The following is a 19,597-nucleotide window of genomic DNA, read 5'->3' as shown; positions in this document are numbered from 1 at the left end:
TAGTTATACTGAAAAACACTAATTTTGTCTATATAAAGCGGGGTTATATGAATGTTTTCAAAACAAAAACTAACAATTTTTTCAAGCTAAAAAATCAATATAGCATTGTTGACGATTGTTAATTTAATATAGCCTTATTTATAGACGTAAGCTCATCTGAGTGACGGTAGAAGTCCCCCTTAGTCATATCTAAATACTTCAACCAAAGTTCCCTGTATTGCGTTGAGAGCCCTAATTGTTGATACTGCATAATAGACCACTTTTCACTTGGTTTATAAGCAATACCTCCTTGTTGACAACTTTCACTTTTATGCCAACCTTCTGGTGCAGGTTCACCATGTGTAATATATAAATTTGGTGCTACAAACCCACTTCGTGCGCACAACCATGCTTGTTTTGATATAGGCAAAGTATACTCATCCTCAAAACGGTTAAAGTGCATAAGTTCGTGTAAAAATATACTGTAGTTTGCCTGTGAGTTAATAAGCATTTTGCCTTTACTGACATTTGCAGTGCCATGCTTTGGCATCATTACTAAAAAATCATAATTGCTAAGAAGCTCATTTTTAAATCTAGAGGCCTGCCAATCACATTGCGCAGCATTATTGATATTACTTTTACAATTGAGCGCAGTCGCAACATAAACGGGCTTTGAAAAACAAAATATATTTTCGCGTGGCTCTGGCTGCCGATTGTATGTAGTTATAAAGTCACCTAATTTATATAAACCATTTCGGTGATCGCTCATTACAATTACATTAAACATACAGTGCTTTTTAGGCTCATCAATATCCTCTAAAAAAGAAAAACCCAAATTTTGTATAAATTCACGCGGTATATTATTTTCCGCTATAGATAAATGCAACCTGAGGTGATTAAAAACATCCCCTTCTGGTAACTGCTTTATATCGGCTAACAGCTTTAAATCATCCCAACGTGATTGAGCTAATAACTGAACAGCTAACTCTTTACGCTCAATTGCATTTAATTTATTTATTCCTGCCAACCAAAATTGTTTAGCCGTATCACTGTCGTTATTATTTAAAAGTCTTATTGAATAAGCATATTGTGCAGAGGGAATGTGATTTCTAGCCAATATAGCCAGGGAGGTATCTGGTAGTTGCGGTAAATGAACCGCAAAATAATTAGGGAAGCGTCTATAGACTTTTAACACACTGGCCTTTGTGTTCAAAACATGCCAAAAGCCAATCGCGTCAAGGTGATTACCAGAGCCTGTTATTAAAAGGCTACACAGTAATACACCTGCCAACTTTAATGTATTAACTTGCGTCGTCACCAGCCATTAACTCAAGTTCTAAACGTGCATATTTATACTCAATAAACTCATGTACATTAGTTGCTAGAGCTAATCTAAAATAATCAGCGGCTAAGTATTTATCACCAGCAGCCTGATGCAATTTAGCTAAGTAAAAATAAGCTTCACATAAACGCTGAGCATATTCTTGTTCCGACTTAACCCCCTCACTAATGCCAGATAAAAAAGCATGCTCGCTCATATCACCTGCAAAAAGCGAAATTAGTTGAAACGCCCATTGTGAATCGTCAAGTGCTGTTGCATTCGTTTTAAGTTCAACAAGAGCTTGCTCCTTATTTACCTTAGCATCTGCTAAATAAACCCATAATACACGATAAGGGTCATTTGGAGAGCGAGCTAAAAATGCACTAAAATCGGTTTTAGCAATACCAGACCTATCACCATAATAAAGTGCAATACCTCGATTTAAATAAGCATATTCATGATCTTCATCAAGCTCAAGGGCCGAATCGAAAAATTCATAGGCTTTTTCATATTGTTGCATTAGCGTATGTTGAATACCCAAAAAATTATATACTTCAGCTAAATCAGGCTTAAGTTTTACAGCGCGGTTAAAATCAATACGCGACAGCGTAGTCATGCCTAAGCTATCAAATAACACACCACGGTCATAATATAACTTCGCTTGTTGATCAGGGCTTAAATCTGCTCTATTCAATAACTCTGAGTAGCGTGCAATAGCAATTTCACTTCTAAAGTCAGAGGCCAAAGGTGCAGTAAATGGCACATTAACAATCGGGGTTGGTTCTGATTCTGTTGTAGTTTGGCAAGCGCTTAAAGACAAAATAGCGAAAGATGCCAAAGCTAAATGTTTGAGTATCATTAAAATCCTTAATACCAAGATAGGTAGCAATATGACAGACGATGTCTCAATAGGTTCATAGCAATTGATGAACTATTATTGCTCTAGGTAAACTGCTCAGTAATTAGGTAAAATTATGTTGTGAGTTTGTCACTTTTAAATTTGAACACTATTTATGAGTAATTTAGCTTCCTTGAATAATCTTTGTTTAAATTTAATTAGCCTCATTAAAGCATAAAAAAAGGGGCTAAACAGCCCCTCTTTTATATTATCCAGTAAATATCTGGATGAAGTATTAGCAATTACGCGTCAGTTGGCGCGTCAGCTGCAGGTGCTGCTGATTCCATTGCTTCTTTAATACTTAGACGTACACGGCCTTGGCGATCTACTTCTAGTACTTTAACTTTAACTTCTTGACCTTCAGAAAGGTGATCAGCCACGTTATTAACGCGCTCAGTACTAATTTGAGAAATATGTACTAGACCATCTTTACCAGGAAGAATGTTTACAAACGCACCGAAGTCTACGATACGTACAACTTTACCTTCGTAGATAGTACCTACTTCAAGTTCAGCTGTTAATTGCTCAATACGGCTAATCGCATTAGCTGCACTTTCGCCATCTGTAGCGGCAATTTTAATTGTACCGTCGTCACCGATTTCAATCGTTGTGCCAGTTTCTTCAGTAAGCTGACGAATAGTTGCGCCACCTTTACCAATAACTTCAGCGATTTTCTTCTGTGGGATTTTCATTGTGTATATGCGAGGAGCAAACATTGATAGCTCTTCAGAAGGAGCAGAAATCGCTTCATCCATCACTTCTAAGATATGTAAACGAGCAGCTTTTGCTTGTTTAAGCGCAATTTGCATGATTTCTTGAGTGATACCTTCGATTTTGATATCCATTTGAAGTGCAGTAATACCCGCAGCAGTACCGGCAACTTTAAAGTCCATGTCACCTAAGTGATCTTCATCACCTAAAATGTCAGAAAGAACAACGAATTTATCGTCTTCTTTAACTAGACCCATCGCAATACCGGCAACAGATGCTTTAATTGGTACACCCGCGTTCATAAGTGCTAGAGAAGTACCACAAACAGACGCCATTGAAGAAGAACCGTTTGATTCAGTGATTTCAGATACTACACGGATTGAGTAAGGGAACTCAGTAAGTGTAGGCATTACAGCTGAAATACCACGCTTAGCAAGGTTACCATGGCCGATTTCACGACGCTTAGGAGAACCAACAAAACCAGTTTCACCTACACAAAATGGAGGGAAGTTATAGTTAAGCATAAAGTGGTTTTTATGAGTACCCGTTAAATCGTCGATTAACTGTGAATCACGTTCTGTACCAAGTGTCGCTGTTACTAACGCCTGAGTTTCGCCACGAGTAAAGATAGCAGAACCGTGAGTACGCGGTAATACGCCTGTCATTACGTCTAGTGCACGAATCATATCTGGTTCACGACCATCGATACGTTTTTCGCCAGCAGCGATACGGCCACGAACGATTTTCTTCTCAAGTGAACCGAAGATTTTGCCAATTTCTTGCTTGTCTAAAGACTCGCCTTCAGCAAGTTCAGCTGTTAATACTGCAACAACTTCATCCTTCGCTTCGCCAAGTGCTTCTTTACGCGCTACTTTATCAGTGATTAAGTAAGCTGCGCCTACCTTATCAGCAGCGATAGTTGCTACTTTATCTTCAAGTGCAACATTTTTCTCAGGTGCAGTCCAATCCCAAGTAGGCTTGCCTGCTTGCGCTTTAAATTCTTCGATTGCAGTGATGATCGCTTGAGATTGCTCATGACCATATACAACAGCACCAAGCATTACGTCTTCAGCAAGTACGTTAGCTTCTGATTCAACCATAAGTACCGCTTTATCAGTACCGGCTACCACTAAATCAAGTTGGCTTTCTTCAAGCTCTTTTAATGTAGGGTTAAGTACGTATTCGCCATTGATGTAACCAACGCGAGCTGCACCAATTGGGCCACTGAACGGGATACCAGAGATAGCAAGTGCTGCTGAAGTACCAATCATCGCAACCATATCTGGTTGGATTTCAGGGTTAACAGAAACAACAGTTGCAATAACTTGTACTTCGTTTACAAAACCGCTTGGGAAAAGTGGACGAATTGGACGGTCAATAAGACGTGCAATAAGTGTTTCGCCATCGTTAGGACGACCTTCACGCTTTAAGAAACCACCTGGGATACGACCAGCAGCGTACATACGCTCTTGGTAGTTTACCGTTAATGGGAAAAAGTCTTGACCTGGTTGTGCTTCACGCTTACCTACAACAGTTACTAAAACTGAAGTATCGCCAATGCTTACTAGTACTGCGCCGTCTGCTTGACGAGCGATTGCACCAGTTTCTAGTGTCACTGTGTGTTGACCTAGTTGAAATTCTTTAATAATTGCTTGCACTTAAAATATTCCTTAAATGTATTCTAATAAGTTGTCATCAAAGTACCAATTACAGTACATAATTGTATTCAGTTGGAAATCAATTAAGTACTACAATTGGCAATGATGTGGATAAGCGTAGATAAACCTTTTTATCTACGCGCATAGTATATACCAAAGCTACTTCAAAATGCGAGTCTAGGGTGTGTTGTTCTTTGCGGATTGAAATTTGTTCAATCTAACTACTCGATTTCAGCTGGGCTTATTTAGCGGTTAAATACAATAGCTCTTGGTAAGCTATGAAATGGGGGTTTTATATTGCAATTCAATAGGTTTAAGAATTTTCTTAATTTAAAAACACAAATTTCAGGCACAAAAAAAGGAGCTAAAAGCTCCTTTTTCTATAATCTAGTTCTTAGCGACGTAGGCCAAGTTCTTTGATTAGTGCAGTATAACTAGTGATATCTTTACCTTTAAGGTAATCAAGTAGTTTACGGCGAGTGCTTACTTTACGAAGCAGACCACGACGTGAGTGGAAGTCATGCTTGTGATCAGCAAAGTGACCTTGAAGCTTGTTGATATCATAAGTAAGTAATGCTACTTGTACTTCTGATGAACCTGTATCGCCTTCTGCACGTGCAAATTTAGCAATGATATCGATTTTTTCTTGATTGCTTAGTGACATAGTAACTCCAAAAATTAAATTTAAAAGGTGTCTTAGCCGATCACTAATTCAGCCAAAACGATTAAGCGGGCGTATTCTACCAACTGTGGGAATAACTACAAGTTAATTATCCCCATCTACAACTAATAAGCCACTACTGGGCACATTAGTTGCTTATTCCGGCTTTACGTAATCATCTTGCTGGCTAGCAAGACCACGTTTAACCTTTAAATGTCCATTTGAGTTGCGCTCACCAGTACCAACAAATATATTATCCGCAACAACTTTAATTGCACCATCAGGTAAAGCGATTGGTAATTCTACAGCTTGCCCGTGACTAAAAATTCCCCCTTGTTCTTTTGTGATTTCAACAACGGGTAAATCAGTTAAAGCAGTGTCTATAGGTAATAACAACGAGTCTAAATAAGTCGAAGGCGCAAGCTCTTCTTCTTTCGCTTTAGCAAGTAATGCTTCAATTTCATCAAGCGATACCATTTTATCTGCCGGATACTGACCAACAGCGGTTCTGTGGAGCATAATAACGTGTGCACCGCAGCCTAGGTTTTCGCCTAAATCGTCAACGATTGTACGAATGTACGTCCCTTTAGATACATGAGCCGTCATTTGTAATACGTTGTTTTGTTCATCAAATTCGTCAAACGATAAGCTAAACACGTTTATTTTTCTGCATTTGCGAGGTACTTCAATACCTTCGCGAGCGTACTTATATAACGGTCTACCTTGATACTTAAGTGCCGAGTACATTGACGGATATTGATCAGACTCACCAACAAAAGCAGCAATTTCTTTTCTTAGCTGTTCACGCGTTACGTTCACATCTTTAGTGCTAACAATTTCGCCATCAGAATCTGATGTTGTTGTACGCTCACCCAGTTGTGCACGAACGATATAGGTTTTATCTGTATCGAGTAAAAACTGCGTAAACTTAGTCGCTTCACCAAAACAAATTGGCAGCATACCTGTAGCAAGTGGATCTAAAGCACCTGTGTGCCCAGCTTTTTGCGCAAAATAAACACCTTTTGCTTGCTGCAGAGCTTTATTTGATGAAATGCCTTGCGGTTTGTTTAACAACAAAATACCGTCAACTGCACGGCCTTTACTGCGCTTTGCCATCTGTATCAGTGCCTTCTTCGCTATCTGTATCGTCTACGTGCTCAGTACTTTCTTCGCTATCTAAAACTTCATCAGCATCAACACTTTCTACGTCTTCATCAACATGCTTTGCGTTATCTTCGCGGATAATAGAATCCACTAAATTAGAAATACGCATACCTTCCATTAATGAGTTATCAACAACAAACTTTAACTCAGGCATTATACGTGCACGAATACGCTTACCAAGTAACGAGCGAATATAACCCGTTGCTTCATTTAGTACTTTTGCGCTTTGCTTTGCTGCATCTTCATCTTGTGTGTTAAACACAGTAATGAAAATTTTGGCATAAGATAAATCGCGCGATACTTCTACCGCTGACACTGTCACCATACCTAAGCGTGGATCTTTAATTTCGCGTTGTAAAATTACAGCAATTTCTTTTTGGATTTGCTGTGCAACACGATCAGTGCGAGAAAATTCTCTCATTATACTTGTCCTAAAATAATAACTTATTGAAATTAAATAATAAGTTAACTAAATAATGGATATGCAAATGGGGGCTAAGCCCCCATTTAAAATCTTAGCGTAGAGCGTGTAGAACGCCCGGGCGTTAACCTTAAGCGTTCAATACACCCTAGTAACAATTATAGAGTACGTTGTACTTCAACTGTTTCAAATACTTCGATTTGGTCACCAACACGTACGTCATTGTAATTCTTAACGCCGATACCACATTCCATGCCGTTACGAACATCAGCAACATCGTCTTTAAAGCGACGAAGTGACTCAAGCTCACCTTCATAGATAACCACGTTTTCACGTAGTACACGGATTGGAGCGCTACGTTTGATAACACCTTCAGTAACCATACAACCAGCAATTGCGCCAATTTTTGGAGACTTAAATACGTCACGAACTTGAGCAAGACCAATGATTTCTTGTTTAAACTCTGGCGCTAGCATACCTGACATGGCTTGCTTAACTTCTTCGATTAAGGCATAAATTACGCTGTAATAACGAAGGTCTAAGTTTTCAGTATCAATCACTTTACGAGCAGAAGCATCAGCACGAACGTTAAAGCCAACTACAATTGCGTTAGACGCTGCAGCTAGGGTTGCATCAGTCTCAGTAATACCACCAACACCTGAACCAACAATCTTCACTTTTACTTCATCAGTAGAAAGTTTAGTTAGTGAATCAGAGATTGCTTCGATAGAACCTTGAACGTCTGCTTTAAGTACCACGTTAACTTCAGAAACATCGCCTTCAGTCATGTTAGTAAACATGTTTTCAAGCTTAGCTTTTTGCTGACGTGCTAGCTTAACATCGCGGAACTTACCTTGACGGTATAAAGCAACTTCACGCGCTTTACGCTCATCTTTAACAACAGTCGCTTCGTCGCCCGCAGCTGGAATACCAGAAAGACCTAAAATCTCAACTGGAATAGATGGACCAGCAGATTTAATGTCTTTACCGTTTTCATCGCGCATTGCACGAACACGGCCATACTCAAGACCACATAATACAATGTCACCTTGGTTAAGCGTACCAGATTGAACAAGTACTGATGCTACTGGACCACGGCCTTTATCAAGACGAGATTCAATAACAACACCTGCAGCCATACCTTCAGTAGGTGCAGTTAATTCTAAAAGCTCAGATTGCATAAGCACAGCTTCAAGAAGGTCGTCAATACCTAAACCAGTTTTAGCTGAGATATGAACATACTGCGTATCGCCGCCCCACTCTTCTGGAATAACGTCAAGTACAGCTAGTTCGTTTTTAACGCGATCTGGATCTGCGCCTTCTTTATCCATTTTGTTTACAGCAATGATTAAAGGAACGCCAGCTGCACGTGCGTGCTGTACCGCTTCTTTAGTCTGTGGCATAACGCCATCATCTGCTGCAACCACTAGGATTACGATATCTGTCGCTTTAGCACCACGAGCACGCATTGATGTAAATGCAGCATGTCCTGGTGTATCTAGGAACGTGATCATATTGCCGTTTACATCAACATGGTATGCACCAATATGCTGTGTAATACCACCGGCTTCGCCTGAAGCAACTTTTGCAGAGCGAATATAATCAAGAGTCGATGTTTTACCGTGGTCAACGTGACCCATAACAGTTACTACTGGAGCACGTGGCTCTGACTTACCATCTTCATGGCGGTCATTAAGTACTGTTTGCTCTAATTCGTTTTCTTTAACAATGATAACCTTGTGACCCATTTCTTCTGCAACTAATTGTGCAGCTTCTTGGTCAATCACTTGGTTAATGGTAACCATGTCACCCATTTTCATCATTGTTTTTACAACTTCAGCGCCTTTAACAGCCATGCGTGATGCAAGCTCAGCTACTGTAATTGTTTCGCTAATACGCACTTCATTTTTAACATCAACAGTTGGTTTTTGGAAACCATGCTGCAGCGATGCTGGTGCTTTTAACTTAGACTTGTTACGGCCTCTTGACGCTGCAAATTTATCTTTTGCTGGCGCTTTTTTCTTTTTCTTAGCACGGCGTGTACCTTGCTCATCACGAGCATCGGCAACATCTTCTGCTTCACGTGCGTAAGTAGAAGTCGTAAGATGGTGATCCGCTGTTTCTTCGCGTTTCTTACGCTCTTCTTCTTCTTTCTTCCAGCGTGCCGAGTTTTCTTCAGCTAGCTTTCTTGCTTCTTCTGCTTGACGTTTCGCTTCTTCTTCAGCTTTCTTCAATGCGGCCTCTTCTGCTTCTTTTTGCAGACGCTCAGCTTCTATGCGATCTTTCTCAGACTTAGCACTTTGCTCTGGGGTCATCTGCTTTTGTTTCGCTTTACGCTCTGCATCTGCTTTGCGTTTAGCTTCTTCTTTGGCTTTACGGTCAGCGTCTTCTTTCGCTTTGCGCTCTGCCTCTTGTTTCGCTTTTAATTCTGCGGCTTCTTGCTCAGCTTTTTGCTGCTCTTCAAGACGTACTTTTTCTTCAGCGGCTAGGCGTGCTTGCTCTTGTTCTTGTTCCATTGCGCTTTTTTTCACGTACGTACGTGTTTTGCGAACTTCAACTTGAACAGCTTTAGCTTTACCCGTAGAGCCAGTCACACTTAATGTGCTTTTGCTCTTACGTTGTAAAGTCATACGCGCTGGACCATCTGAACCTGTACCGCCATGATGCTTGCTTAAATGATCAAGTAACGTTGCTTTTTCAGCTTCGGTTACATTATCAGTTGCTTGCTTAGTGATACCTGCTTGTGAAAACTGCTGTAGCAATTTATCAACAGTTGTACCTATATCGCCGGCTAGTTTTTCAACATTTACTTCTGCCATAGTGTGTAATACCTCCGTTAATAAATTACTCGTCTGCAAACCAACAAATGTTTCGTGCAGCCATAATTAGTTCACCCGCTTTTTCAGATGAAAGTTCTGTAATATCAACTAATTCGTCAATACCTTGCTCTGCCAAGTCTTCAAGTGTAACAACACCCTTGCTTGCCATAACAAATGCTAAGTGACGCTCTAAGCCTTCAAGCGCAAGTAAGTCTTCAGCAGGCTCTGCGCCTTCTAAGCTTTCTTCCGTTTTAAGTGCTTTAGTTGTTAATGCATCTTTTGCACGTGAGCGCAGCAGATCAACTGTTTCTTCGTCTAAGCCATCAATTTCTAAAAATTCAGATGCTGGTACGTACGCTACTTCTTCAAGTGTCGAGAAACCTTCATTTATAAGTAATGAGGCAAACTCATCATCAATTTCTAAATTTTCAGTGAATAAGTTAAGCAACTTATCTGATTCAGCTTCATTTTTAGTACGCATGTCTTCAACAGTCATTACGTTTAGTTCCCAACCTGTTAGTTGGCTTGCTAAACGAACATTTTGACCATTACGACCAATCGCTTGCGCTAGGTTATCTGCATCAACTGCAATATCCATTGAGTGAGTGTCTTCATCCATTACGATTGAAGCAACTTCTGCAGGTGACATTGCATTAATAACAAACTGCGCTGGATTATCGTCATAAAGAACGATATCAACACGCTCGCCGCCAAGTTCTGACGATACAGCCTGAACACGTGCGCCACGCATACCAACACATGCACCAATTGGGTCAATGCGTTTGTCGTTAGATTTAACTGCAATTTTAGCGCGAGAACCTGGATCACGCGCAGCTGCACGTAACTCAATCATTTCTTCGCCAATTTCTGGCACCTCAATGCGGAATAGCTCCATTAGCATTTCAGGCTTAGAACGCGTTACAAATAATTGTGCGCCGCGAGCTTCGGGCTTAACTTCGTATAAAAGACCACGGATACGGTCACCCGGGCGGAAGTTTTCACGTGGAAGCATATCATCACGGTAGATAACAGCTTCAGCGTTATTGCCTAAATCAAGAACGATAGAATCACGTGTTGCTTTTTTAACAACACCGGTTACTAACTCACCAACTTGATCTTTGTATGCATCGACTACTAAAGCACGCTCAGCTTCACGTACTTTTTGTACGATTACTTGCTTAGCCATTTGTGTAGTTATACGGTCAAATTTAATTGAATCTATTTGCTCTTCAACGTAATCGCCCATCTGCAAATCAGGTTCTTCAACCTGCGCAGCTTCTAACGTAATTTCGCTGTATGGGTTCTCTAAAGAACCATCTTCTAATACTGCTGCAATCTGCCAACGACGGAACGTATCGTAATCGCCGGTCTTACGGTCAATTGCTACACGTACTTCAATTTCGCCATCATGCTTTTTCTTTGTCGCTGTCGCTAATGCGAACTCTAAAGCTTCAAAAATCTTTTCTTTTGGAACCGCTTTCTCATTGGAAACGGCTTCAGCAACCAATAATATCTCTTTTGCCATGGGTAATGCCTCGCTTGCCCTATTCCTTCGCACTCGAATTTAAAACTTAGCGATTAAATTCGCACGTTCGATGTTACTAAGCATGATTAGATGCTCTGCACCATCACTAGATAGTGTGATCATATCGCTGCTAACTGCTACTAAGTCGCCCTTAAAATTACGGCGACCATCCTGTGGAAGTTTAGTACGCACGCGTACTTCCTCTCCTTGCGCCTGCTCGTAATGATCTTGTTTGAATAATAGACGATCAACACCAGGAGACGATACTTCCAAATCATATTCATTTGTAATTGGGTCTTCGACGTCTAAAATCGCACTAATTTGGCGACTTGCATCCGCACAGTTATCAACTGAGATCCCATCCTCATGAGCAATATACACTCTTAAGGTAGAATGGCGACCCGCTTGTACAAACTCAAGACCATGTAATTCAAAGCCTAACATTTCTACCGCTGGCGATAACATGGTTACTAAATCTTGTTCAAGTTTTGTCACGAAAATCCTCCATACAAACAAAAAAAGGGCTTATAGCCCTAAAATACTGAGTTTAAGTTTTGATTTGATGACAAAAGCCATAAATCGAAAGGTGCAGATACAACAACGCCCCGAACCAAGCGGGGCGTCACACCAATAAAGCATAAAACTGTGTGGCCGAGGGCCGAGCTTGGTTGCGAGTCAGTAACTGACCAAATTAAACTACATTAGCCTAAACGCAAAACGCGCATTACTTAGAATGCGCGATATAAATTAATAAGCTTACACTTATTAGTAGAATTGGTTGCGGGAGCCGGATTTGAACCGACGACCTTCGGGTTATGAGCCCGACGAGCTACCAGACTGCTCCATCCCGCGCCAATAGATATTAAATCTTAATTTAATATCGCTGTTAGCGGTTATACAACACACTAAACAATGGCGGCTATTATAAGGATGTGCGGGATAATTAGCAACCATAATAACTAATAAGTTTATAAAATTTGCAATTCGTCAAGTTGTTAATTTAATGTATTACAAATTAACATTTGTTGTAATAACCTTTAGGGCCTCATTATCTTGCGAGCCTAAATTTAAAGCACCCGTTTAGCTTCTACACAAGGCTGTGTCGATCATGTGTGGTTATTCCTCACAAATAAGCGATAGCACAGCATAAATGCCAAACATACGCTGTCCTCAGGTAAAACAGATTTAATCCTCAAAGATCAATAACCCCAATCGTAGCATTGAAGTAAATATTAAACAGCCATCCCAATGAATAGATAATCAATCTCATTAACAAAAACAAAATAAATAAAATCAGTGACTTATTAATTAAACCCTCTATTTAAGCCAATAAACCCGTGCGGTTTCAACTTCTCTAGCTATAATAAAAGCAACGAAAGCAATAACAATCACAATCACACTTAATGCAAAGAGGCATTTAATGAACACAAACCAATCAGTATTATTAAAAAGCCTACAGATTGTTAAGCCGAATTTCCATGCTTTTACAGCACGCTTTCATCGTAAATTAGCAGAATCAGGTATTGTAATGAATTACCCAACTGCAAATCAATTCAACGAAAAAAGTTATACGTTTTACTGCGTGCTAGAGCGCATAATTAAACATTTAGATAATCCATCTTCTGTCACTCCTTTTTTAACACATTATTTAGAACACCTAAATAAACGTAATATTCAGCAAACTGATATTAAAATATTGTGTGATATTTTTTACGCTACTTTAGAAGCTCATCTTGGTCAGCATTTTTGCTTACAAAGCCAAACCGCATGGCAAGAATTTCTAACCTTTTTTGAAAACTGCACTAACAGTTCACTTTTCAATATAAGTAACGTTATTTCACTTCAACAACGAATAAGCAAAACAAAAAATAATACCAATTAGAACATGTATTTATTGCTCATTCTTTTATAACAAACGCGCTTATATATAAGTAGGTATTGAAATACATATAAGCTAAGCATAACAACACTCAAGTTTATAATGAGCCGGTTAAGCTTCATTAAGTAGTAAAAAACAGCCCCTTATAAAACCAGCAAAGCTCAATACCTTTTTAGAATTAGCTCATCGAGCATTAAAAACACCAGCTATTGTAAAACTCCACGCATAATTAAGCGGTACTACAACACCTTTAAAAGATCGTTTTACGACACTTTGGCGTACTAAATATATTTGGCTCTAAGTATGAAACACTATAAAACACTCAGGCTTATTTTGGGCGACCAACTAAACCCATCGCATTCTTGGTTTAAACAAAAAGATAATGAAACCCTTTATATTATTGCTGAACTTGCACAAGAAACTCATTATGTTAAACACCATATCCAAAAATTATGTGCTTTTTTCCATGCTATGGAAAACTTTGCTTCAGCGTTAAGCCAGGCTGGTTTTAATGTATTGCATTTAACCTTAGATGAGACTTGTAACGACAACAATTTACCCGATTTGCTTAACCGTATTGCAAAACAATATCAGTGCTCGGCAATAGAGTATCAATACCCTGATGAATTTAGACTTCACTCGCAATTAGAACAATTTAAAAAAACGCATATGCTAAGTGTGAGGGCTGTGGATAGCGAACATTTTTTGTTCCCCTTTTCACAAATTAAAAAACGCTTTGTAAAAAATAAACATGTAACGATGGAGCATTTTTATCGCGATATGCGCAAGCAGTTTGATATTTTAATGGACTCCGGTAAGCCTGAAGGAGGTAAATGGAATTTTGATAGTAACAACAGAAATAAATTTTCTAAGAACGACATACACGACATCCCCTCTCCAAAGCTATTTACTAATGATGTAAAGTCAATTATATCTCGCTTAAACAAACATAAAGTCGCTTATTTTGGCAGTATAGATAATCAACTCTCTTGGCCAACAACGCGAAAGCAAGCAATTAGTAGCCTTGATTACTTTTGTGAATATTTGCTCGTTAATTTTGGCAAATTTCAAGATGCTATGACTGACCAGAGTAAGCATAATACTAGCCTTTACCATAGCCGTTTATCATTTGCTTTAAATACAAAAATACTACACCCGCTTTATGTAATTAAACGCGTAATTACTGAATATAAACAAAGACCCAGCGAAATATCCATTTCACAAGTCGAAGGTTTTATAAGGCAAATACTGGGTTGGAGAGAATACGTACGCGCCATCTATTGGGTTAACATGCCCGACTACGCAACTAAAAATCAACTACAAGCCAATAATAAGATGCCATCCTATTTTTGGACTGGCTCTACTAAAATGAATTGTTTAAGCCACGCACTTACACAAAGTTTAGAAACCTCATACGCGCATCATATTCAGCGCTTAATGATTATTGGAAACTTTTGTATGCTCACGGGAATTAATCCTGATGACGTAGATAATTGGTATTTAGGTGTCTATATAGATGCAATCGAGTGGGTAGAAATGCCTAATACTCGAGGAATGAGCCAATTTGCCGATGATGGCATTATTGCTACAAAACCCTACGCAGCAAGCGGAAACTATATTAATAAAATGAGCGATTATTGCAAGCGTTGCCAATACGATGTTAAACAAAAAGTGGGAGAAAAAGCATGCCCCCTTAATAGTCTGTACTGGAACTTTATGCACACCCACCGCAGTAAATTAGAGAAAAACCCGCGTATAGGCATGGTTTATAAAAACTGGGACCGACAAACCGAAGAGCAAAAAACAGTGCTATTAAAACAAGCTGCTGCGCATTTAATTGATTTAGAAAGTTTGTGATATATAAAACAGGTAAAATTGTTAATTAAATGTTTAATTCTTCTGTCATTGTAATGTAATAGCGCTATCTTTTAATAGCGTTAATTTTTAAATACAGCAATGAGATAAAAATGAAAAAAATATTAACGTCGGCAATTATATTACTTACAAGTATCAACCAAGCACACGCATTTAGCCAAGAAACCCATAAGCGGATTGTTATTGACGCTGTAAGTTATATGGAGCAAAACCCACAATCAACGCAATATGCAGCACTGTCGCAATATGCTTTACAAAATAAAATGTCAGTCTCACAACTGGCTGAGCTACTAGGGCAAGCAGCCTATGATGTTGATGATTTTGAAGATACTTTTTTATGTGGTGCCATTACAGGCTCTTGTGTCCAAGCTCCTCTTTGGGGCGCGGCTGAAAGCATTGTAAAATATACTAGCTATTGGCACTTTCAAAACCATACGCAAGGCGCTGATCAGCATGGTAATGATTTTGGCGGCTATAACTACGACAAACTCACTGTATGGGGCACCATTGATAGCTTAGCTGCGGCTTGGTTAAAAGGGGACTATTTAGATGATGGAAAGGGAAGAGAAACGGGCTGGTTTAATGCTGACTCTTCAAAATATAATAGTTATGACATTACCGAAGCTCATTACCGAATTGATAGTCAATCAAACTATAGTATGTATAATGATTTTGAAAAAATCCCTTTTCAACCAATCGATAACTTAGGCCAATACTGGTTTCAAAGCTATTTAGACAGTGGTAATCCACAGGTACTGGGCTTTGTATTTCATACAACTGATTTACTTCAGCCGCATCACACATGGACAACTTCAGATTTAAATCACTCTAGCTGGGAAGGCTGGATAAAGGATTATTATGATCAAGAACAACTCAATGATCCTAGCTTAATACGTCAAGCAATAAATACCTTTTCACCGTTAGATAAAGCCTCAACGGATGTACGTCCATTGCTAACCCAAGGCGGCTCTTTTTCGTACGCTCAAGGAGGTATTGTGCTTAATTCGGAAGATCATTACGACCGTGTTGATACCGCAAAACAAGTTATCCCTCATGCTATTGCAATGGTTGTACATTTATTAAATCATGCCATGGTTGCCCGCTAATGAGGTATTTAGTCTACCTATGTGTAGTAATGTTTGGGCTGCTTTACAGCAGCCAAGCATTTACGAGTGTTGAAAAGTACACACCCGCTGAAATACAGTTGATGCATCAAATATATCAACAGCAAAATAGTGACATTAGTCTTTCGCAAACACGTTATCGTTTATACGAGAACCAATTTTTACTAAGTGAAGCAAAACGCCTAATGCCCAACAAGGTAGCGCGTTTGTCTGATGTCGGTTTTACCACCGGTTACCATGTAGAGCGCTACCTAAATAACCTTTTTATAAATCAACTACATTTACCACCGAGCATCGAAGCTTCTAATAATGTTAAACATTTTACGGCCAGCTGGCTTACAAACACATTAGGTGAATATCCTGCGAATGGACAATATTCTGAAACGCAAAAAAACACATTAATTTTAGTAAAACTTGAAAATTTTGCGTTTCCTGCAATGTCTGTTTATGACTTCATTAAACCACTTTCTATGCAAATACGGTTTAGATTGCATCAAGGCGATAACCAGTTATTTCATACAGAAATAGCTAAAAAGCATCAATATTTTATAAATTTAAAAAAAGCGACCAACGCGTTTAAAGCAAAAGGTATCAACATTGATAATTTAATAAGCATTGCTCAAGGTGACATCTTGCGCCCTTCGATTCAAAGCTGGCTTGGCGTAAAAGACATGATGCATGGACAAAGCCCGATACTCGAACAATTAGAAAAACAAGTTTCCGAACAACAAATAAATCAGTATTACCAAAAGAATAAAAGTCGCTTCAAATATTTATACCAAATAACAGCCCAAGGTGCTGAATTTAAAAACAGAAATGACGCGGTTAAATTTAAAAGTGAAGTGGCAAAGAGTACTTTCAAAGTTGCTTTAAAAGCGGCTAATATGAATGATATTTATAGTAAATTTAATAATAATATCAATCGAGAGCATAAAAAAGAGTGGGTAGTACAACTTGCATTTACTCAAAATGAGAATGAGCTTTCTGAAGTCATTCGTTCGCCAACGGGATTATGGGTTGTGGTGTTAACTAGTGACTATGAATATAAATATTTTGCAGCAACGGGCCAAACAGTTCGCTATCAAGCGATTAAGTCTGTGGCGTTACAAAATGCGCATCAGCAATACCAGCAAAAGTGGGCTGCGTGGCACACACAAAATGAGATTAAGTTATGAAAATAAAGCTCTCGGCACTCATTATAATGTCTTTAGGCATCACCCTCATATACTACTTATCTGGCTCCACCGAGCAGAAAAAAATGGCACTAGCGACTAAACAACCAACAGATGAGCGTCCTACAATAAAGCAAACAGTAAACACCGTAAAAAAAATTGAAGATGTACATTCTTCAAATATTAAAAAAAGTACCTTGAATGAGTATGCTCAACTGGCAATTACCGAACCGAATTACTTACCCCCACTAAATAAAAGTAAACTAAGCAGTGTTCAATACAAAGGGGATTTAGACGACCATAAAGCCTACGAACAATTTCAACAAGAGAAGCGGCGCGCACTAGAAAGTAGCTTTGTAAGTGCTGTTAATAGCAAAGTAGCAACGCTAGAAAACTTACTTGCTAAAGGGCGTAAACAAGGAATGAAGCAAGAGCAGCTTCAAGAAGCGATTGATAAAATTGCTCTGCTGAAAAAAACACAAAAGCACTTAATTAACCTGAACTCTGGTCAAGAGATTTACTAACGTATTGAATAATAGTGATATTTAAATTTATTTTCTCTAGCCAACGATTTTCAGTGAAAACAAGGCGAATTTACTGCAATAGCTAGCCTATTGTCAGTAAATTCAACGTAGTTAGCACTGAAAATAGCTGCTTGAGATAGATTTATTATCCAGAGTTCAGGTTAATTAGCCAAGATTAAGAGAACGTTCTAGATTCAAGACCATTTAAAACTCTATTGCATAAAAAAGCCGTCTCAAGCGAGACGGCTAAACAATCAGGGGAAACTAAGGTTAAACAGGGTTTATTTGTCTTCGATTAGATGACCTTGCCCTATCTGGATTTTACGAGGTTTAAGTGCTTCTGGGATTTCACGCTGAAGCTCTATGCTCAATAAGCCGTTAGCTAAATCTGCACCAAGTACTTTTACATGATCGCCAAGCTGAAATTTACGCTCAAAGTTACGCTCCGCTATGCCTTGATGAATAAACTTACGTTCATTATTCTCATCTTTATTAGCCTTAGTACCGGCGACTTTCAACGTGTTGTTTTCTGACTCAATGGTCAACTCGTTATCACTAAAACCAGCAACGGCCATAGTAATTCTATATTTGTCTTTATCGAGCGCTTCAATGTTATAAGGAGGAAAACTTGGCTGCTTGTCTGTACTTGCTGCCGCATCCATAAGTGATGCTAAATGTTCGAAGCCGATAAATGAACGATAAAGTGGTGATAAATCTACTGTACGCATAATAATATCCTCATATTTAAGCGATATTTTGCATGTGCTTTTCTATTGAACAAGCTCAAGCAAAGTATAATTAATAATATAAATTTCAATTTTTTAAGTTTAATTTAGGACCCATCAGGCGTCCTATTTAACTATATATGGACGGTAAAATTGTTTTCAAGTAAATTTATTAAAAAATAAAATATAAATTTAAGCGCGCTATTAAACACGCCTAAATTTATGCATAACAACTTAAGAAAATGTTCCTCTAATAGGGTAATCATTTTCGCGTGTATATTGAATACCTGAAAGTAACTGCTGCATATCAGGGCGTGAAAACGGGCTGTTTGATTTATCTAAAACTTGCACTTGATTTTGCTCGTTTAGGACAATAATTGCAGGCTCTGCAAACGGATGATCTGTCTCAGTGTTACTTCTTGGCTCACTGATATACAAACCTAATTCAGTCATTTGCTCAAGCGTTAAATTATAATAAAGAGGAAAATTAACGTCTAGCTTTTCAAAGTGCGCTTCCAACTGATCATGGCTATCACCACTTACAGCAACAACTTCAACACCAATATCTTTAAAATCTTGAGTCATTTTAGCCAAAGCATTTAATTGCTTCGTACACATAGGGCAATGCTGACCTCGATAAACAACTATCATTTTCCATGGAGCATCTGTTACACGCTGCGTAATATCAACCTGTTCTCGCTCTGTATTACTTACAATCAGCTCAGAGAGTTTTGATGCGGGTTTTACTGTGTTATTACTCATAATGTTCTCCTTAAGAAATGTTATAAACCATTTACCAAATAGAGCTTAGGGCAGATAACTAATTTTCAAGAGGATAAATTGTAACCAAGATTGAATTATCGACTCTAATAACATCAATACTCAAAAGTGCCTGGCAAAATTTGCTCAGCGAAATTGATAGGAATGAATTTATTTTGGCAGGATAAGTCAGGCTTGACTTATAACCTAAAAAAAGTGCCATAACAGTTTACCATGGGTGAATAATGCCTATTAGATCACAGCGAACAGATGGATTCAAGGGTGAAAAGCAACCAACCAAGAATAGTTGGATACGTTCCTAAAAAGAGTAATTCTACAGCCTATCGTGGTAGAGCGACCTATTGCTAGGCCGACCCCACAC

Annotated in this window: 16 protein-coding genes and 1 tRNA gene; 5 read left to right on the top strand and 12 right to left on the bottom strand. The window is 38.8% G+C overall.

Features of this window, described 5'->3' with window-relative positions; translation table 11 throughout:
• Window positions 1-118 precede the first annotated feature (118 nt).
• From NRL14_RS19400 to NRL14_RS19355, 10 genes are all read right to left on the bottom strand, one after another.
• A complete protein-coding gene (locus NRL14_RS19400; RefSeq protein ID WP_033028588.1) occupies window positions 119-1,270 on the bottom strand; it encodes a hypothetical protein in 1,152 nt (383 codons plus the stop codon).
• 10 nt (window positions 1,271-1,280) lie between these two features.
• The gene (nlpI, locus tag NRL14_RS19395; RefSeq protein WP_007378499.1) at window positions 1,281-2,159 is read right to left on the bottom strand and encodes a lipoprotein NlpI; all 879 of its coding nucleotides are present in this window, start codon (window positions 2,157-2,159) and stop codon (window positions 1,281-1,283) included.
• A gap of 281 nt (window positions 2,160-2,440) precedes the next feature.
• Window positions 2,441-4,567 carry a polyribonucleotide nucleotidyltransferase gene (gene pnp / locus NRL14_RS19390; RefSeq protein WP_008134625.1) on the bottom strand — a complete coding sequence of 709 codons (2,127 nt, stop codon included), beginning with the start codon at window positions 4,565-4,567 and terminating at the stop codon, window positions 2,441-2,443.
• 394 nt (window positions 4,568-4,961) lie between these two features.
• Window positions 4,962-5,231: a 30S ribosomal protein S15 gene (gene rpsO, locus NRL14_RS19385; RefSeq protein WP_002958490.1), complete on the bottom strand. Its 270-nt coding sequence runs from the start codon at window positions 5,229-5,231 to the stop codon at window positions 4,962-4,964.
• Between the two features lie 153 nt (window positions 5,232-5,384).
• On the bottom strand, window positions 5,385-6,344 hold the full coding sequence (gene truB / locus NRL14_RS19380; RefSeq protein WP_306725400.1) for a tRNA pseudouridine(55) synthase TruB: 960 nt from the start codon (window positions 6,342-6,344) through the stop codon (window positions 5,385-5,387).
• Entirely contained in the window at window positions 6,328-6,813 is a 486-nt protein-coding gene (gene rbfA, locus NRL14_RS19375) for a 30S ribosome-binding factor RbfA (protein WP_007378502.1), read from the bottom strand. Before rbfA ends, truB begins: the two co-directional genes overlap by 17 nt.
• A gap of 158 nt (window positions 6,814-6,971) precedes the next feature.
• Complete coding sequence (gene infB, locus NRL14_RS19370; protein WP_007378503.1) at window positions 6,972-9,632, bottom strand: translation initiation factor IF-2; 2,661 nt, start codon at window positions 9,630-9,632, stop codon at window positions 6,972-6,974.
• A gap of 25 nt (window positions 9,633-9,657) precedes the next feature.
• Window positions 9,658-11,157 carry a transcription termination factor NusA gene (gene nusA / locus NRL14_RS19365; protein ID WP_007378504.1) on the bottom strand — a complete coding sequence of 500 codons (1,500 nt, stop codon included), beginning with the start codon at window positions 11,155-11,157 and terminating at the stop codon, window positions 9,658-9,660.
• A 39-nt stretch (window positions 11,158-11,196) separates the two neighbouring features.
• Window positions 11,197-11,652 carry a ribosome maturation factor RimP gene (rimP, locus tag NRL14_RS19360; protein ID WP_007378505.1) on the bottom strand — a complete coding sequence of 152 codons (456 nt, stop codon included), beginning with the start codon at window positions 11,650-11,652 and terminating at the stop codon, window positions 11,197-11,199.
• 280 nt (window positions 11,653-11,932) lie between these two features.
• A tRNA-Met gene (locus NRL14_RS19355) sits at window positions 11,933-12,009 on the bottom strand.
• 568 nt (window positions 12,010-12,577) lie between these two features.
• On the opposite strand from NRL14_RS19355, the gene NRL14_RS19350 reads away from it, so the two are divergent.
• From NRL14_RS19350 to NRL14_RS19330, 5 genes are all read left to right on the top strand, one after another.
• A complete protein-coding gene (locus NRL14_RS19350) occupies window positions 12,578-13,039 on the top strand; it encodes a globin (RefSeq protein ID WP_007378506.1) in 462 nt (153 codons plus the stop codon).
• A gap of 300 nt (window positions 13,040-13,339) precedes the next feature.
• Entirely contained in the window at window positions 13,340-14,893 is a 1,554-nt protein-coding gene (locus NRL14_RS19345) for a cryptochrome/photolyase family protein (RefSeq protein ID WP_306725399.1), read from the top strand.
• 110 nt (window positions 14,894-15,003) lie between these two features.
• The gene (locus NRL14_RS19340) at window positions 15,004-16,017 is read left to right on the top strand and encodes a hypothetical protein (protein WP_007378508.1); all 1,014 of its coding nucleotides are present in this window, start codon (window positions 15,004-15,006) and stop codon (window positions 16,015-16,017) included.
• Between the two features lie 29 nt (window positions 16,018-16,046).
• On the top strand, window positions 16,047-17,210 hold the full coding sequence (locus NRL14_RS19335) for a peptidylprolyl isomerase (RefSeq protein WP_306725398.1): 1,164 nt from the start codon (window positions 16,047-16,049) through the stop codon (window positions 17,208-17,210).
• Window positions 17,207-17,731 (top strand): hypothetical protein, encoded by a 525-nt coding sequence (locus NRL14_RS19330; RefSeq protein WP_306725397.1) that lies wholly within the window; start codon window positions 17,207-17,209, stop codon window positions 17,729-17,731. The genes NRL14_RS19335 and NRL14_RS19330 overlap by 4 nt, the downstream gene beginning before the upstream one ends.
• Before the next feature lie 281 nt (window positions 17,732-18,012).
• On the opposite strand, the gene NRL14_RS19325 is transcribed toward NRL14_RS19330, so the two are convergent.
• Complete coding sequence (locus NRL14_RS19325; RefSeq protein WP_007378511.1) at window positions 18,013-18,459, bottom strand: Hsp20 family protein; 447 nt, start codon at window positions 18,457-18,459, stop codon at window positions 18,013-18,015.
• Window positions 18,460-18,690: 231 nt separating this feature from the next.
• Window positions 18,691-19,218 (bottom strand): redoxin domain-containing protein, encoded by a 528-nt coding sequence (locus NRL14_RS19320; protein WP_149606222.1) that lies wholly within the window; start codon window positions 19,216-19,218, stop codon window positions 18,691-18,693.
• Window positions 19,219-19,597: the final 379 nt, after the last annotated feature.

This window comes from Pseudoalteromonas sp. 20-92, assembly GCF_030847595.1.
GTDB lineage: Bacteria > Pseudomonadota > Gammaproteobacteria > Enterobacterales > Alteromonadaceae > Pseudoalteromonas > Pseudoalteromonas fuliginea.
Note: the sequence above shows the minus strand (reverse complement) of the source record. Positions and strands in the feature narration are given on the sequence as shown.

Bases quoted from the DNA above. Each gene is read 5' to 3' on its own strand.
- nlpI (WP_007378499.1), bottom strand. From the start codon at position 2,159: ATGATACTCAAACATTTAGCTTTGGCATCTTTCGCTATTTTGTCTTTA.
- rbfA (WP_007378502.1), bottom strand. From the start codon at position 6,813: ATGAGAGAATTTTCTCGCACTGATCGTGTTGCACAGCAAATCCAAAAA.
- NRL14_RS19330 (WP_306725397.1), top strand. From the start codon at position 17,207: ATGAAAATAAAGCTCTCGGCACTCATTATAATGTCTTTAGGCATCACC.
- NRL14_RS19335 (WP_306725398.1), top strand. From the start codon at position 16,047: ATGTTTGGGCTGCTTTACAGCAGCCAAGCATTTACGAGTGTTGAAAAG.
- NRL14_RS19345 (WP_306725399.1), top strand. From the start codon at position 13,340: ATGAAACACTATAAAACACTCAGGCTTATTTTGGGCGACCAACTAAAC.
- NRL14_RS19320 (WP_149606222.1), bottom strand. From the start codon at position 19,218: ATGAGTAATAACACAGTAAAACCCGCATCAAAACTCTCTGAGCTGATT.
- NRL14_RS19325 (WP_007378511.1), bottom strand. From the start codon at position 18,459: ATGCGTACAGTAGATTTATCACCACTTTATCGTTCATTTATCGGCTTC.
- NRL14_RS19340 (WP_007378508.1), top strand. From the start codon at position 15,004: ATGAAAAAAATATTAACGTCGGCAATTATATTACTTACAAGTATCAAC.
- rpsO (WP_002958490.1), bottom strand. From the start codon at position 5,231: ATGTCACTAAGCAATCAAGAAAAAATCGATATCATTGCTAAATTTGCA.
- nusA (WP_007378504.1), bottom strand. From the start codon at position 11,157: ATGGCAAAAGAGATATTATTGGTTGCTGAAGCCGTTTCCAATGAGAAA.
- NRL14_RS19350 (WP_007378506.1), top strand. From the start codon at position 12,578: ATGAACACAAACCAATCAGTATTATTAAAAAGCCTACAGATTGTTAAG.
- truB (WP_306725400.1), bottom strand. From the start codon at position 6,344: ATGGCAAAGCGCAGTAAAGGCCGTGCAGTTGACGGTATTTTGTTGTTA.
- infB (WP_007378503.1), bottom strand. From the start codon at position 9,632: ATGGCAGAAGTAAATGTTGAAAAACTAGCCGGCGATATAGGTACAACT.